Genomic DNA, 16648 nt, shown 5'->3' on the forward strand with positions numbered 1-16648 from the left:
TAATGTATGGATGAAATAGAGGTAAACCTGGCAGTGAAAATTATAAATTTACGATCGGCCCCCGAACACATCCCCACCATTGCCGAATGGCATCATGCACAGTGGGGCTATTTGAATCCGGGTGGTAGTGTGGCCACACGTATTGAACGCATGCAGCGCTATTTATCTGGTGTGGCTATGCCGAGCATGTATATCTGTGTGGATGGCGATAGGGTATTGGGCACAGCCGCACTGGTGGAAAGTGACATGGACAGCCACCCGGAATTATCGCCCTGGTTGGCAAGTGTGTATGTGCATGAAGACTATCGCAAGCAAGGCATCGGAGCGATGCTAGTGAATAAGGTCGTTGCCGTCGCAAAAACACTGGGGCATAACCCACTCTATCTATTTACCCCCGACCAGGACCACTTTTACCAAGGCTTGGGGTGGCAGTTTATGGCACAGGAATCCTATCGGGGTAGTGAAGCGACTTTGATGAAAATTGAGTTGGCCTAAAAACTTCTTGCTGTATAGTCTATGCACAACTCACTGAGGAGAATAAAAATGAATCGAAGGAAATTTATAGAAGCGATGGGAGTATTGGGTGCGGTAGCCGTACTGCCCATGTCAGGTTATGCAGCAACTCAAAAACCAAAATATAAAATGGGTCTTCAGCTTTTCTCCGTCAATGAAGATATGACGAAAGATCCCATCGGCACATTGAAAGCTGTCACTGCTATGGGTTACGAGGATTTTGAAACCTTTGGGTTTGATGGCACAAAAGGAACTTTCTACGGATATAAGTCTTCTGAATTCAAGCATATATTGGAAGATTTGCAGAGTACCGCTTCGAGCGGGCATTTTGGATTTTCTTCTTATCTCGAAAAGTCCGATGATGAACTTATGCGTTTCGTAGATCAGTGCATAGAAGGCGCCCGAGTATTGGATATGAAATATATCACTTGGCCATGGATAGCCCCGGAACAGAGAACTATCAATAATTACAAATTAATGTCGGGAAAACTCAATCGCATCGGTGAACGGGTAAATGCGGCAGGGCTTGGCTTTGCCTACCATAATCACGGTTTTGAATTTCAGGATCACGGCGGTGAAAACGGTTTTGACATCATTTTAAAAGAAACAGATCCCGCCTTGGTAAAACTTCAAATGGATATCTACTGGGTAATGCATTCATCCAAGCGATCCCCGAGAGAGTTAATCAAAGAACAGCCTGGGAGATACGTAATGTGGCACATAAAAGATATGGATCAGATTACAAAGGACTATACCGAACTGGGTAAGGGTTCTATTGATTATGCCAGGATTCTTCCCGATTACGCCGAGTCCGGCCTGGAATTCTATTTTCTAGAGCAGGGCGGAAACTATGCCCATAGCCCGATGAAAAGTGCTGCTGACAACGCTGATTATTTTGTGAAGCATCTACAAAAAATTATTTAAGGCACTCTAATCCTATACGCTCGATGCTGCCTAGTCTGTGAATGTGTGTGTTATGTTGCGTAATGGATTTGCAATTTACTTCAGTGTAATAAGCGTTGTAGTTGTCATGAGTTTCCGTAGGTTGCGGCGGGTCGCGTAGACTGAGTTTGCGAGCAACAGATTGAAGATCGACTGTTTGCCGCTCTTGATCAATGGCACAATCAAGGTAGGTTGCTGGTGAGCTTACGAACCGCAACAGATTAAAGATCGGCAGTGTGCCCAAAGCGGACTTTGACATGTTCCTCGGCATGGGGGGCACATGTATTCACGCACACTCGTGCTTTTAATGGGATTAACTCTCAATCAAGTTTGCAAAAATTTTCAGAGAAAATGGGATTGTTATGGTAAAAAATTTGTTCATAAGGCCAATTAAATAAAGGGATTTTTTATGATTAAAGCTGAATATCTTCGCTTCCTACAAACTCTTAACAATCAAGCTACGCCCGACAACGTTCGAAAAATAGCTAATTTGGTTCTAGCGAATTTGGAGGTGCTTATACCATTAACAACTCACCAAGGTCAGCGAGTTCGTAAGATTGTTTCTTTGGCTCAGGCAAAATGGGATACAGCAAGCTCAGTGATTCAGCCTTTACCTGAAAATATTGGAGAGCAGATAACGAAAATCTCCAAGTTAAAAAGTATGTCTGTTGGACCATTTCGTGGTTTTGCTCGCCAAGAGGTTTTTGATCTTACAAGTCGGTTAGTACTGATTTACGGTCCCAACGGAACAGGCAAGTCAAGTTTCTGTGAGGCCCTAGAATATGGGTTGCTGGGCAATGTAGTTGAGGCTGAAAGCAAACGCTTTCGTGATCAACAGTCCTATTTAAAAAATGCCTATGTGAACTTTTTCGTTTCACCAGATATTCGCGCTTTTGATAACCAAAATAATGAAATAGCAATCACACCAAATGAGGCTGCTTATCGGTTTTGCTTTGTAGAAAAAAACCGTATTGACAGTTTCTCTCGTATCGCAGCTCAAGCACCAGCTAAGCAAACAGAGCTTATATCCACCTTATTCGGATTAGAATCTTTTACTGAATTTGTTCGAAATTTTACGACCGAAATTGATACTCGATATATAGACTTGACTGGAGTAAAAGCCGCATTACTTACACAAAAGCGCCAAGCACTTTCTGGGGAAGAGCAGCAAATCAAGTCGAATACAGATGAATTAGAGAAAATCGCAAAAGAGGAACAAAGTCTCGCCAGCCAATACCGAGAAAAAGCTAACTTTAATCAGATGGTATTCGAACTAAACGGTGATAATGAAACGCCGGGTTTAATACAGCGAATTGAATCTGAGCTTCAGCAGCCCATATCCGCAAAGAGTAGCCTATCAACTGCTCTATTAGAAAATTTAGGCAATAGTATCGTTGTTAACATTGCGGAGTTAGTAAAAAAGCAGCAAGAGCTTGCTTCTGAAAGCAAGCAAGTATCTTTCAGACAACTTTATGAAGCTGTGTCTCAAGTTCAACAAAGTAGCCCAAATCATTGCCCGGCCTGCAAAACACCACTTAGTCAAGTTAAGACAAACCCATACAATTTTGCGAACGAGGAGCTACAAAAGCTCCAGCAGCTAGCTTTAACTCAACAAGCTGCTAAGCAAATTGAACACACTACAAAACAATTACTCTTTAATCTCTCACAAATAGTAAATACATGTTTGACATGGTATCCACAGAATAACCCTCTTCAAAATTATTATATATCCACCAACTCTCTGCCTGAGATTGCTTGGTGGAATTCTCTCCTTGTCAAGCTTCCAGATGGCTTTACTCCTTGGCAACATTTGTCCTCTCAAGTTAAGCAGCTTGAGGAGTTTGATAAACAGATTGATCAGGTGATATCGCAGCGAAGTAAAAAAAATTCTGAGCTGCATAGGCTGCGTGAGTATTCACGTATAATTACAATTCTTCAGACGCGAAGGCAAACAAGCAGTGCTGCAATTACAGCTTCGCAGAAATTGATTAGTAATTTTAATAGTGAAAATTCACAACTCATTGTCGATGTCGAAGCAGAAAAATCGATCCTTGCTAAGAATCAAACTATCGTTTCTGCATATTATTCTTTTGTGCAAAAATTAAATAGTTACTTTAATAATCTTCCCTCTCAGTTAGTTGCAGACCTTGGTGAGATGGTAGTAAAACTTTATAACGCATTTAATAGAAATGATTCTGCTGGGGAGCGCTTGGAGCAAATAAAGCTACCTTTAGCCCAGAATCAGCATATGGAAATTTCATTTCAGACCAACCCAGCCAGATTTTATGATGCTTTACATATTTTAAGTGAAGGGCATATACGATGCCTTGGCTTGTCTATTCTGCTTGCCAAGAATATTAAAGAAAATGCTCCACTAGTAATATTTGATGATCCGGTAAATGCAATTGATGATGATCATAGAGAATCGATTAGGCGAACTCTTTTTGAGGACCAATACTTCTCTGAAAAACAGATATTGCTAACCTGCCATGGAGAGGAATTTTTTAAAGATATTCATAATCTTTTGTCAGCACAAGTGGCTCTTCAAACTCGGTCATTTACTTTTTTGCCTCGCTTGAATGAGTCACATATTCGAGTCGATTTTAATAGTGCACCGCGGAATTATATTCTAGCTGCTCGCATTCACATCGATCGCAACGAAATTAGAGATGCTTTAGCAAAAGCGCGCCAAGCATTAGAAGTTCTTACCAAAGGAAAGATTTGGCAGTATGTTCATCGGCATGGCGATGGAAATCTGAGTTTGAAACTGCGCTCAGCCAAAGCACCTATAGAGTTGCGAAATCTTGCTGAACAATTGAAAAGCAAAATCAATAGCGGAAACTTTACCGATCCTCAGAAAAATTTTATATTTTCTCCACTTGACGCATTGCTGGGTTTAAATGGAGAGTCAAGAGAATGGCGATATTTGAATAAAGGTACACACGAAGAAAATGACCGCGCAGAGTTCGACAGGCATACCGTTGAAGAAATTATTGTAAATTTAGAATCCTTGGACTTTGCCTTGGCATAAGAGTGTGAGTTCTAACGTTGCCTTTTGGTTATGTACGGTGCCATGTGAAAAGCAGATAAGTGGTTTAGCTAGAATGTAGATTTTATGAAAAAATTAAATTACCTACGACTAATACGGTTTCATTGACCTTAAATCAAAAAAATATGAGTTACGGTGGAATACTGATGCCTGATGGATAACAACATTTTTCTTTGGGTGAAATAGAGGGAATTGATTGGTAAAACTTAAACTATCTTTCACAATTCTTTATTCAATAATTAGCAGAGGAATCCATTGTGGCGACTAGACTTATACCTTACGATGACTTGATAGGTAAATTTAAAATTGATAGGAAATTAGTAGATGAATATTTTAAAGAAAAAGTAGAGAATGACATTAGCTTGATTAATAACTTTCCCTCTCATACCTCTCAACTAATGAGGAGCTACACAATAGGTTTAGATTCATTCTCAAAAAAATTAGATGAATTACACACTGATATTTTGTCAAAAATTGATAATGAAATTTCCGTCAATAGTTGGCCAAAATCTTATCCAGATGAAGATATGGCGAGATCTATATTTAGTGATGTATTTGAGCCTAAAGTTGCCCTTATAGCCGCCAGGGAAAGTCTAGAAAGAGTGAAAGAAAAATTCACAAAAATTAATAATCTTTACAATACTTCATACTATGAGGGAGAAGTTTATTTTTATTCAACTCTACTCTTTGATGCTCATATGCTTTTTGGAAAATGCGGAAGAAGGTCGCTGCAATCTCCAGATATGGAAATATTTCAATTTTCAAAAAATTTATTACGAAATTATATCTATTACAACACTCCGACAATACCGACAACAATAATTTTATTAAGGCAATGTATTGAGACAAAAATACTTCAAACTATAGGTGTAGATAGATTCGAATATGATGATGGCAGTCAAGCAATAATTGGAGTGAATAAATTACTTGATTTTTGTATTGACCAAGAAAAAAGGAAACTTATAAAGGCACCTATTAAATTTGAATTTCTATCACTAATCAATAAGTGGTGTAACAATTATGTTCATACTGGCAATTTCTCGCACTTTGTATGGGAGGTCGAGTGGGCTCACCACCTTTTGTCGCCACTATTTAGAGGCGGAAGTGACCGGTACACTAAGATTTCCTTGGAAAAATCAATTCATATCGACAAGTTACACCATGAGACACATTTTCAGCCCGAGCTTGAGAAATTCTTAACAGGAAAAAGCAGAAAGAAAGTAAAAGTTAAAATGACGAAAAATAAGTTTCTATTTTTTTGAAAAAAATTTTCATGGATCAGAATGATATAAACAGCAGATTGTTTATTTGCGCTCAACATAGCCCCACTTTGACATGAATTTTGATCCATGGAAAACATTGAAACATCGAGCTAGGATCGTGCTTTATGCTTATTCTTCAGGGGCAGTATTAAACGCAAATTGAGTCAATTTCAAACACAAATTAACAGGTCGCCCTTGAGCGGTTTCGAAGTTGCGCTATTGGCCGAGACTGTGTAAAAACTAAATTTTAGGTTTTTACAATGAACCAAAAACGCGTTGCTACTTGAATTCTAAAGATTTCAACTGTTACAAATTAGAAAGCATTTGAATAGGAATGTGAAAGCAGAACAATTTATTGCCAATAAAACCTAGTCGCTCGAAAGTTTTTTAGTTTTTACGCAATCTCAGCCGAAGGCGGAATAAAATATAGTTTTTCGACAGCTAACATCAAGGCAAGGTATATGGATTTAAAAGTTATTGATATTCACAATACAATTAAAAAAGGTCTTTGTGATGCTTGGTTGAAAAACTTCATTTTGACGGGCGAACGAGATGATCAAATTAAACCCGAGTACCTAACTACAGCCGCAGTTTGCTATGCTTTTTCAGACTTTATTGAAAACAATCAATTTAGTGAAATTTTGACTATTAGAGCTGAGGAAAAAACTCGGTCTATTTGGATAAAATCGCTTTTACCGTTGTTCTTAATAAAAGGAAATAGGCGCGGCCATAAAAAAGAGTCAAAAGTTCGCAAGGGTAACGTAGATATCACGTTGGCTTGGAAAGGAAGGTCAATTTGCGAATTGCCATTTGGGGTCATTGAAAATAAAGGATTTCTTCATTTTAGGGAAGATAAACAGCTGTACAATGCTAGTTATAAAGAGGTTGTGAAAGATTTAAAAAGAAATATTGATTTTGTTGCTGGGTTTAATGGCTATGGAGTTGAGTATTCAGGTTTTACATTCTATCTGCGCGATGACGTTAGTGTATTGGAAGGTGAGGGGTTAAATTTTTGTCAAAATAAAGAGATGTATTTCCGCGATATTTGTAATTGGTTAACTGTAAAAAATAATGCTCTTAATTTTAAAGTTGAGATTCTGACCATAGAAAGTAATTTATATCCCTCTCTCGAAGCTGCTAACGAGGTCGATGAAAGTGGCTGTCCCGCCTATACACGTTTTGGGCATTGGCATTTCGTTTGTGGAGTAATCAGTATTTATCGGGTTGGAAATTCCATCAATCATTCATGATACTAATGGTATTATAATTTTAACGGCCAGCAACAATGTCTGCTTTTGGCGATAGCCGCCCCTCGGCGGCTTGCTTCGCGAAGTCGCCCTACTATTTGAAAACATACGCTCAAATCTCCCAAGCAATAGACTTCAACCCCGCGCTAAGCATCTGATAGCCACGGCTGCTGCGGAGGTTCTGTTTTCTACGCCCAGTTTTTTAAATATCTGTTCCAAATGTTTATTCACTGTGCGTGGGCTCATTTCCAGGATTTGGCCTATTTCGCGGTTGGTTTTGCCGTTGGCTATCCATAGCAATACGTCGGCTTCGCGGCCGGTGACGGAGAATTGTTGTTTGAGTGATTGGGTGTCGTCGGCGGGTTTGTGGGCGGGGGTTAGGCGTAGTAAGTATTCTTTGCCATCAATCAGGTTGAGCATTTCTACCGATAATTCGGTGCTGAGTTGTTGTAATGATAATTGCCTGCCGGTTTCGGGTTTGTGGCTGATCCAGTCGCGTAGCTGTTGGGTGATTGCTGGTGTGAGTGCGATTGAGTCTTGTGTTGCGCCGGAGTTGTCGAGCAGTTGGTAGACTTGCGGTGTGGCCCAGACTAAATGGCCTTGCGCGTTGATGGTTAATAAATATTGGCCTGCGGTATCCAGTGCGGCGCGTGCACTTTGGGTGATGCGTGCATTTGCCAGATGGACTTGCATGCGCGCAATTAATTCGTCGGCTTTAATCGGCTTGGTAATATAGTCCACGCCGCCTGCGCCCAATCCCATAACGATATGTTCGGTATCGCTAAGCCCGGTCATAAAAATAATAGGTACATCGGCCAGTTGTGGATTTTGTTTTAACCGTTTACAGGTTTCAAAGCCATCCATGTTAGGCATGATGGCATCGAGCAAAATAATATCGGGGCGAATATTTTGGGTGATGGTTAATGCTTGTGCGCCTTCCAGTGCGACAAGGACGGTAAATTTTGCATCCTCCAGAACATCATTCAGCATATGAATGCTATCAATAGAGTCATCAACCACGAGTACCACATTGCTATTGCTGATCATTTTGGTCTCCGTTTAGTGAGTGAGTTCGGCTGCGCAGTAATCGTCAATCAGTTCAATGACTTTCTCAAACTGGAAGTGGGTACTGAGTTGTTGTAACTGCTGTAGCCATGGTGAATCTTTATTATGGTGACTGCTGTTTTGTAATTGTTGGATATGTTCTAACAAGCCTTTTTTGTGGCCTATAGCGGCCAGCTGTTTTAACTGTTGTAGCGCTTCATCCGTAATCGATAATTGTTGGGTTTGTGAGTGATGCGTGTCAGTGGCAATAATCTGTTGCTCGCTACTGTGTGCAGTCGCAGGCGTAAATGATTGAACCGCTGTGGGTGATGTTGTTTTTTCATAGCACCAGGTGAGTTTTAACAGACTGCCAATATGATCCAACAGCAGCGGTAAGCGCACAGGTTTTATCACATAGGCGTTGTGCAAAGGTGGTTGTGGTGCATCGGTTTGCGGCTCTTGCGCATGGTGAGTATTGGCTAAATGCTCTTTGCCTTCGCTGGCATCGGCGGAGACCATGAGTATGGGGCCATGATAATCCTGCGCGCGCAATTGTTCCGCGACTTGCCAACCGCTCATTTCCGGCATGGATACATCCAGCATAATTAAATCCGGCGCTGTGCCTTGTGCTACTTCATCCTTATAGCGCGTTACGACTGCCAGGGGATTGTCCATGTCGATAATGTCAAACCCGAGCGGGCTGAGCATGGCGCGCATTAATTGGCGATGACTCGCATCATCATCGACCAATAACAGGCGACGCACAGCACCTTGGTAACCGTAAATGGTTTGCACCGGTGCGGTAATGGATTCACGTTGCGGGTTGGTAATACTGGCTAACATTAAACTGGCTTTAAATTGACTGCCTTGCCCAAGTTTGCTGGTGACGGCAATATCACCGCCCATAATTTCACAGAGCAGGCGGGTGATCGTTAGGCCCAAGCCGGTTCCCGTTGCGGTAGAACCCGGGCGATGTACGCGCTCAAAGGGGCGAAAAATACGCTCCATATTTTCTGCGGCAATACCTTCGCCGGTATCGGTGACAGTAAATTCGGCTACCTGGCTGCGGTAGCGCAATTTAAAAACGACTTTACCTTTATTGGTGTATTTCACCGCGTTGGATAACAAATTAATTAAAATTTGCCGCAGGCGTTTTTCATCGGTGCGCACCAATTCTGGCAGGCGATCCTGACATTCATAAATAAATTCCAGCCCTTTGGCTTCCGCTTGCAAGCGGAACATATGCACTAACTGCTCAAGTAAGAGTGATAAACGCACTTGATCCTGATGCAAATCCAAGCGGCCTGCTTCAATTTTGGAAATATCCAGCAAGCCTTCAATTAAATCGGCAAGGTGTTCACCGCTGCGACGAATAACGCCCAACGCATCTTTGCGCGAAGCGGGAATATCGCTGGCTTTTTCCAACAGTTGGGCATAACCCAGTACCGCGTTCAGCGGCGAACGCAGTTCATGACTGATACCTGTGAGGTAGCGACTTTTGGCAAGGTTAGCGGCTTCTGCTTGTTCCTTGGCCGTTTGCAGTGCGCGGTCGGTACGTTCATGCGCTTCAATTTCTTCCATCAACAAGCGGGTTTGCCGCTGTGATTCTTCTTGCGCTACTACGCGACTTTCATGGGCTAATACAAATAACCAGCTCACGACACCGGTAATAATCACCAACAGGAAAAAGACTTTCCACAAGGTGGCTTCCAGTAGTGCCGCTGTTTCCGGTGCATCTATGGGGGTTTGAAAATAAATGAGCGATAATAAAATGGCCGAGAGCCCATTAATCACTACTACTAAAATAATAAAATGCCCCAAACGGGAGTTGATATTGTCGCCAATGGAGTCAGGTAAAAATCGCTTTAAAAAATTACCGACTTGATGCACATAGCCTGCATCGGGTTTGCAGTAATCCTGGCAGCGAGCATCCAGCGAGCAGCAGAGTGAGCAGATGTCTCCGGCGTAAGCCGGGCAATAAGTCATATCTTCATATTCAAATTTGTGCTCGCAAATGCAGCAGGACACTGTAGCCTGGCGATGGGCGTGGTAACGCAGTTGTTCAACATCGCTAATGCTGGTGACGGGACGTGCAAGGTAATAGCGCCCACGTGTCACAATAGCAATCAGTGGGGCACAAATTAACGCGAGGCCGAGTGCAATAAAATGGGACAGTGCTTGCGCAATATCGCCCAATACGCCGGCATGACACACAATGCCCATGACCGAAGCGATTAACATGGAGCCAACACCCACCGGGTTGATGTCGTACAGGTGTGCGCGTTTAAATTCGATGTGCTTGGGGCTGAGGCCGAGGGGTTTGTTAATCACCAGATCGGCCACCAGTGAACCCAACCAGGCGACGGCGACAATACCGTAAAAACCCAGGGTTTGTTCCAGTGCGCGATATACGCCCAGTTCCATTAATAACAGCGCGATGGCCACATTAAAGACTAACCAGACTACGCGGCCCGGGTGACTATGGGTTAAGCGCGAGAAAAAATTTGACCAGGCGATGGAGCCCGCGTAAGCGTTGGTCACATTAATTTTTAGCTGACTTAAAATCACAAAAATTCCGGCGACCGACAGGGCTACTTCTGGTGAGCTGGTGATATAGGTAAAGGCCACCATGTACATGCGTGTAGGGTCGGCAGCTTCTTCCATGCCGATGCCGTGATTCAAGGCGAGTACCGCCAGAAATGAACCGGCTAAAATTTTGATTGCGCCAATCACAATCCAGCCCGGCCCACCGGCGATTAATGCGGCCCACCAGCGCCAGCGTGTTTTGGCATTTGGTTCAGGCAGGAAGCGCAAAAAATCGACTTGCTCACCAATTTGTGCGATCAATGAAAAAATAACGGCGGACGCTGCACCAAACAATAAAATACTGACACCCGTTGCCGGTGTTGCCGCAGCGAGTGATTCTGCAGATGCTGTGCTTCCGTTAAGAGCCGCTGTATTTGCATCAAGCGGAGGAGTACCTGCAAACGCGGTCCAACTTTCTACCGCGCTGGCATCGGCATAAATAATAAACATGAAGGGCAATAGCTGCAGGGTTAACCACAGGGGTTGGGTCCATAATTGAAAGCGGCTGATAAAGGTAATGCCGTGTGTTACCAGTGGAATAATCACTACCGAGCTGATCAGGTATCCCCAGGCGAGGGGAATATCAAATAATAAATCCAGAGCCATGGCCATAATGGCCGCTTCCAGCGCGAAAAAAATAAACGTAAACGAGGCATAAATCAGCGAGGTGATGGTTGAACCTATGTAACCAAAACCGGCGCCGCGCGTTAGCAGGTCAATATCCACACCGTATTTGGCGGCGTAGTAGCTGATGGGAATGGCGGTGAGAAAAATAATACTGCTGACGGCGAGAATCGCAGCCACGGCATTATCAAAACCGTAATGCAGGGTAATCGCACCGCCGATGGCCTCCAGGGCGAGAAAGGAGATAGCACCTAGGGCGGTGGTTGCCACGCGCGCAGCAGACCATCGCCGTGCACTTTTAGCGGTAAAGCGCAGTGCGTAATCCTCCAGTGTCTGGTTGGCGACCCACTGGTTGTAATTGCGGCGCACACGAAATATATGTTGTTTGGCTGTCATGGCAGACCTGTGAAAGCAGCAGTTCGTCCGGGAACATGGAATTTACGAATGAAATAGTGAGTGCGCTGTAGCGGTATTGATACCGATGATTTTTTCACTGCATTATTTTCGGGCGCGACTGCGCATTGCCTGTCTGTTTTGGTGCACGCCGCGTGCACATCCTGTCTTGCATAAGGGATTCTGCCGGTATTCTTATGCTCTTCAATCACGGCCCCTGCGGGTCATCCTTCCTGCTTTTATTGTCTTTCAATTGCTGTACCAACTTTGCTTGTTAGCTATGCGTTAAATGACGTAGTGCTCTGTGTCATTTATCGAATGGCGGTACAAGCCCCTCAGACTTACATTGGCTCACGTAGAGATTGCCCCGCTTCAGGGCAATGTCTCGGTGGTAAATACCAGCTCAGTGGACGCAACAAAAACACAATCGGTAACTTGATTACCAACACCTTAGTAACGCGTTTTATTGTTTTTGCAGTACTTGGTTTTTTGCGCATCTTGTTAATGCGCGCCAGTGTGACCAGACAATGTTTAATTACCTGAGGAACAACCATGAACAAGACCATGCAATCCACCGCGCCCGGTAAGGGCGCGCGTTCGACAACCTGGAAAAAATGTTTATTGACACTCGCGGCATCACTGGCATTTGGCAGTGCGCAGGCCGAAGTAAATACCACCGGGTTGGCAGTGACTGATACCACCGTTAAGGTGGGTATTCTGCATTCGGTAACCGGCACCATGGCAATCAGTGAAACCGGTTCGGTGCAAGCAGAAAAATTGGCGATTGAACAAATCAATGCCATGGGCGGTGTACTCGGTCGCAAAATTGAATACATTCAGGAAGACGGTGCCAGTGACTGGCCAACCTTCGCAGAAAAATCCAAAAAGTTGTTGGTGAACGATAAGGTTGCCGCCGTATTTGGTTGCTGGACATCCGCATCGCGCAAAGCCGTGTTGCCCATTTTTGAACAGTACAACGGCATGTTGTATTACCCCACCTTTTATGAAGGTTTGGAGCAATCACCCAACGTGATTTATACCGGCCAAGAAGCGACACAACAAATTATTGCCGGCATTGATTGGGTAACCAAAACCAAAGGTGCCAAATCATTCTACCTGCTTGGTTCAGATTATATTTGGCCACGTACCTCTAACAAAATCGCCCGCAAACACATTGAGAAGTTGGGTTTAAGCGTGGTGGGTGAGGAGTATTACCCTCTGGGTCATACCCAATTCAACTCGGTGATTAACAAAATCAAACTGAAAAAACCCGATGTGATTTACGCAATTGTTGTGGGTGGCTCTAACGTGGCCTTCTACAAACAATTAAAAGCGGCGGGCATTGATATGACCAAAGAGAAGCCACTGGTATTAACCATTTCGGTTACAGAGGATGAAATCCTTGGTATTGGCGGTGACAACATGCAAGGCGCTTATGCGGCGATGAAATATTTCCAAAGCCTGCCTAACGACAACAACAAAAAATTCGTAGCTGACTTCAAAGCCATGTGGGGCAAAGACACTGTAATCGGCGACGTAACCCAAGCCGCTTACCTTGGCCCATGGTTGTGGAAAGCTGCGGTGGAAAAAGCCGGTTCATTTGATATCGATAAAGTGCGCGCTGCATCACCGGGTATTGAGTTGACCACTGCACCGGAAGGCTATGTAAAAGTTCACCCCAATCATCATCTTTGGTCAAAAACCCGTATCGGTCATGCGCGTCCTGATGGTCAATACGATGTGGTATTTGAAACCACTGAGTTGATCGAGCCAGATCCATTCCCGAAAGGTTATCAATAACTGTCAACTGCAGCCAGCCATTGCGCTGGCTGCCAAGTATTAAGAATTGGCCAGTGTGAGTGAGGAATAGTGTTCAATTTAAAACGCGCCGTAAATACATCCATGTAGGCTCGAATCGGCATCCATGCCTCATACGGTTTTAAATCAAACACTATTCCTCACTTCCAGGTTCATCAGTAATTTCTTATGCGAGATGATGAGGTGCAGCTATGTTTGCTGAATACAGTAGCTCGGAATTAATGTCGATCTTTGCGATGCAAGGTGTAGCAGGGTTGATTTTATTTTCGGTGTTTGTGCTCATGGCCCTGGGGCTTGCCATTATTTTTGGGCAAATGGGTGTGATTAACATGGCGCACGGTGAGTTTATGATTCTCGGTGCCTACGTCACTTATTTAACATCCAATGTGTTTTCTACTTACCTGCCAGAATTTTTCAGTATCTATTTTATTCTCGCCATGATCCTCGCGTTTATCGTTGCCGCTGCGCTGGGTGCGTTGGTGGAATGGTCGATGATTCGACATTTGTATAACCGGCCACTGGATACGCTGCTGGCGACCTGGGGTTTGAGTTTAATTTTGCAACAACTTTATCGCACTGTGTTTGGCGCTCGTGAAGTGGGTGTGACTTTGCCTGATTGGCTAATGGGCTCTTATCAATTAACCGACACCATTGAATTACCGATTAATGGTTTATTTGTAATGTGTTTGGCGCTCGGCATTTCACTCGCCGTTGCATTATTAATGTATCGCTCGCGCTGGGGCACACAAGTGCGCGCCGTGGTGCAGAATCGTCCTATGGCAGGCGCTGTAGGGATTAATACCGCGAAGGTGGATCGCATTACTTTTGCGTTGGGTTGTGGCATCGCCGGTGTGGCTGGCAGTGCATTTACCATGATCGGTTCTACCGGCCCCACCTCGGGTCAACTCTATATTGTGGATACCTTTTTGGTGGTGGTGTTTGGTGGCGCATCCAGTTTGTTAGGCACCATTGCATCGGCATTCAGTATTTCGCAAGCGCAATCCACCATGGAATTTTTTATGAGTGGGTCTATGTCCAAAGTATTAACGCTGTTGTTTGTGGTGGTGATTTTAATGCTGCGCCCACAGGGTTTGTTCACACTCAAAGTGCGTCGTTAACAGGAGCCGATCATTATGTCGCGTTTACTATCGAGTCAAGCTATGTCGTCATTCCTGCCCAAAAAAGACCTGCTCGGATTTGCGGTGTTGGCACTTATCCTGGTTGTAGTCTTGCCACTGTCGCTGGATATTTTTCGCCTTAATCTGGTGGGCAAATATTTAACCTACGCCTTTGTGGCGGTGGGGTTGGTGTTGTGTTGGGGGTACGGCGGGATTTTGAGTTTGGGGCAGGGCGTGTTTTTTGGTTTGGGCGGCTATGCCATGGCGATGTTTTTAAAGCTGGAAGCCTCTGATCCGGAAAGCACCAAAATTCAGTCCACGCCGGGCATTCCCGACTTTATGGACTGGAACCAAATTACGGAATTGCCTTTTTTCTGGCAGCCCTTCCACAGTTTAGGTTTCACGCTATTGGCGATTATTGTGTTGCCGAGCATTCTCGGTTACATCATTGGTGTTGCTATGTTTAAACGCCGTGTTGGCGGTGTGTATTTTGCGATTATTACCCAAGCATTTGCAGCGATCCTGACGATTTTGATTATCGGCCAGCAGGGTTATACCGGCGGTGTTAATGGCATGACTGATTTGCGCACCTTACATGGCTGGGACATTCGCACCGACAGCGCGAAATACGTATTTTATTTCCTCTGCGTATTTATGTTGTTTGTGTGCCTATTGATTGCGCAATTTATCCGCAAAAGTAAATTGGGACGTTTGTTGGTGGCAATGCGGGATAAAGAAGACCGCGTGCGCTTCTCTGGTTATGACGTCTCCAATTTCAAAATCTTTGTCTTCTGTGTAGGAGCAATTTTTGCGGCCATTGGCGGTGCGCTCTTTACCCTGCAAGTCGGGTTCATGTCACCCACTCTGGTTGGCATTGTGCCTTCAATCGAGATGGTTATTTTCTGTGCCGTCGGCGGGCGCTTATCCATTATTGGTGCCGTTTATGGCGCGCTGGCTGTGAACTTTGCCAAAACCTCTTTCTCTGAAAGCTTTCCTGAACTCTGGTTGTTTGCGATGGGTGGATTATTTATCGCGGTGGTCATGGCCTTTCCTAACGGGTTGGCGGGTTTGTACAACACTTATGCTGCTCCTAAAGTGGATGCCTTGTTTGCCAAGTTTTTCAATAAAAAATCACTGACAACGACTCCGCCAGAGGGCGCATTAACTGAGCCGAAAAAAAACGGTGGGATCAAAAAAACACCTGCAGTAACTGCCGAATCCCGATCTATTCCACAAGGAGCAATCCATGAGCCCCAGTAATACTGACTTTGTATTAGCGGTGGAAGGTCTCACCGTGTCCTTTGATGGTTTTAAAGCGGTGAATGATTTGAGTTTTTATGTGGATGAAAATGAAATTCGCGTGATTATCGGCCCCAACGGCGCTGGTAAAACCACAGTGCTGGATTTGATTTGTGGCCGCACCAAAGCCACCGAAGGCTCCATTAAATTCCGTAACAAAGAACTCACCAAAATGAAGGAGCACGACATTGTTAAAGCCGGTGTTGGGCGAAAATTTCAAACGCCTTCTATTTACGGCGACCTGACGGTGTTTGAAAATTTGGAGATTTCTTTTCCGCGCGGGCGCTCGGTGTTTGGTGCACTGGTGTTCAAGCGCGATGAGGAGGTGGTCAACAAGGTACATGAAATTGCCAATATGATTTTTTTGGGCGACCAGTTGGATCGACAAGCTGAACTGCTGAGTCACGGCCAAAAACAATGGTTGGAAATTGGCATGTTATTAATGCAAGACCCGGACTTGTTAATGCTGGATGAACCGGTTGCCGGTATGTCGGTTGGGGAGCGCCAGCAAACCGCCGAATTATTGCGCAGTATTATTAAGGATCGCTCCGTTATTGTGATTGAACACGATATGCAGTTTGTGGCGCAAATTGCTGACAAGGTGACTGTGTTGCATCAGGGGAAAATTCTGGCTGAAGGCTCAGTGGATAAAGTCAAAAATGATCCCAAGGTGATTGAAGTGTATTTAGGCCATTAATAGCCAACATTAATAGCAGCTATTCATCGCGCAGCTCGTGCGTAACGCAGCGGAGA

The 16648-nt window shown here is 44.2% G+C and carries 11 protein-coding genes; 9 read left to right on the plus strand and 2 right to left on the minus strand.

Features of this window, described 5'->3' with window-relative positions:
* Positions 1 to 33 precede the first annotated feature (33 nt).
* The 5 genes from B0D95_RS20135 to B0D95_RS20155 all read left to right on the plus strand — a co-directional run bounded on the left by B0D95_RS20135 (position 34) and on the right by B0D95_RS20155 (position 7016).
* Complete coding sequence (locus B0D95_RS20135; RefSeq protein ID WP_078045849.1) at positions 34 to 495, plus strand: GNAT family N-acetyltransferase; 462 nt, start codon at positions 34 to 36, stop codon at positions 493 to 495.
* A gap of 48 nt (positions 496 to 543) precedes the next feature.
* Positions 544 to 1437 carry a sugar phosphate isomerase/epimerase gene (locus B0D95_RS20140; RefSeq protein ID WP_168172499.1) on the plus strand — a complete coding sequence of 298 codons (894 nt, stop codon included), beginning with the start codon at positions 544 to 546 and terminating at the stop codon, positions 1435 to 1437.
* Positions 1438 to 1864: 427 nt separating this feature from the next.
* Entirely contained in the window at positions 1865 to 4486 is a 2622-nt protein-coding gene (locus B0D95_RS20145; protein WP_078045544.1) for an AAA family ATPase, read from the plus strand.
* A gap of 275 nt (positions 4487 to 4761) precedes the next feature.
* Positions 4762 to 5766 (plus strand): hypothetical protein, encoded by a 1005-nt coding sequence (locus B0D95_RS20150; protein ID WP_078045545.1) that lies wholly within the window; start codon positions 4762 to 4764, stop codon positions 5764 to 5766.
* A 461-nt stretch (positions 5767 to 6227) separates the two neighbouring features.
* Positions 6228 to 7016, plus strand: coding sequence for a hypothetical protein (locus tag B0D95_RS20155; RefSeq protein ID WP_078045546.1), 789 nt, complete (start codon positions 6228 to 6230; stop codon positions 7014 to 7016).
* A 132-nt stretch (positions 7017 to 7148) separates the two neighbouring features.
* On the opposite strand, the gene B0D95_RS20160 is transcribed toward B0D95_RS20155, so the two are convergent.
* Complete coding sequence (locus tag B0D95_RS20160) at positions 7149 to 8060, minus strand: response regulator (protein ID WP_078045547.1); 912 nt, start codon at positions 8058 to 8060, stop codon at positions 7149 to 7151.
* A 12-nt stretch (positions 8061 to 8072) separates the two neighbouring features.
* Positions 8073 to 11663 carry an ATP-binding protein gene (locus B0D95_RS20165; RefSeq protein ID WP_078045548.1) on the minus strand — a complete coding sequence of 1197 codons (3591 nt, stop codon included), beginning with the start codon at positions 11661 to 11663 and terminating at the stop codon, positions 8073 to 8075.
* A 549-nt stretch (positions 11664 to 12212) separates the two neighbouring features.
* On the opposite strand from B0D95_RS20165, the gene urtA reads away from it, so the two are divergent.
* The 4 genes from urtA to urtD all read left to right on the plus strand — a co-directional run bounded on the left by urtA (position 12213) and on the right by urtD (position 16592).
* Positions 12213 to 13460 (plus strand): urea ABC transporter substrate-binding protein, encoded by a 1248-nt coding sequence (gene urtA, locus B0D95_RS20170; protein WP_094986126.1) that lies wholly within the window; start codon positions 12213 to 12215, stop codon positions 13458 to 13460.
* Positions 13461 to 13669: 209 nt separating this feature from the next.
* Positions 13670 to 14596: an urea ABC transporter permease subunit UrtB gene (gene urtB / locus B0D95_RS20175; protein ID WP_078045549.1), complete on the plus strand. Its 927-nt coding sequence runs from the start codon at positions 13670 to 13672 to the stop codon at positions 14594 to 14596.
* Positions 14597 to 14611: 15 nt separating this feature from the next.
* Positions 14612 to 15856, plus strand: coding sequence for an urea ABC transporter permease subunit UrtC (gene urtC, locus B0D95_RS20180; protein ID WP_078045550.1), 1245 nt, complete (start codon positions 14612 to 14614; stop codon positions 15854 to 15856).
* A complete protein-coding gene (urtD, locus tag B0D95_RS20185; protein WP_078045551.1) occupies positions 15843 to 16592 on the plus strand; it encodes an urea ABC transporter ATP-binding protein UrtD in 750 nt (249 codons plus the stop codon). The genes urtC and urtD overlap by 14 nt, the downstream gene beginning before the upstream one ends.
* Positions 16593 to 16648: the final 56 nt, after the last annotated feature.

The organism is Cellvibrio sp. PSBB023 (assembly GCF_002007605.1).
Lineage (GTDB): Bacteria > Pseudomonadota > Gammaproteobacteria > Pseudomonadales > Cellvibrionaceae > Cellvibrio.

Bases quoted from the DNA above. Each gene is read 5' to 3' on its own strand.
- B0D95_RS20140 (WP_168172499.1), top strand. From the start codon at position 544: ATGAATCGAAGGAAATTTATAGAAGCGATGGGAGTATTGGGTGCGGTA.
- B0D95_RS20145 (WP_078045544.1), top strand. From the start codon at position 1,865: ATGATTAAAGCTGAATATCTTCGCTTCCTACAAACTCTTAACAATCAA.
- B0D95_RS20155 (WP_078045546.1), top strand. From the start codon at position 6,228: ATGGATTTAAAAGTTATTGATATTCACAATACAATTAAAAAAGGTCTT.
- B0D95_RS20160 (WP_078045547.1), bottom strand. From the start codon at position 8,060: ATGATCAGCAATAGCAATGTGGTACTCGTGGTTGATGACTCTATTGAT.
- B0D95_RS20165 (WP_078045548.1), bottom strand. From the start codon at position 11,663: ATGACAGCCAAACAACATATATTTCGTGTGCGCCGCAATTACAACCAG.
- urtA (WP_094986126.1), top strand. From the start codon at position 12,213: ATGAACAAGACCATGCAATCCACCGCGCCCGGTAAGGGCGCGCGTTCG.
- urtB (WP_078045549.1), top strand. From the start codon at position 13,670: ATGTTTGCTGAATACAGTAGCTCGGAATTAATGTCGATCTTTGCGATG.
- urtC (WP_078045550.1), top strand. From the start codon at position 14,612: ATGTCGCGTTTACTATCGAGTCAAGCTATGTCGTCATTCCTGCCCAAA.
- urtD (WP_078045551.1), top strand. From the start codon at position 15,843: ATGAGCCCCAGTAATACTGACTTTGTATTAGCGGTGGAAGGTCTCACC.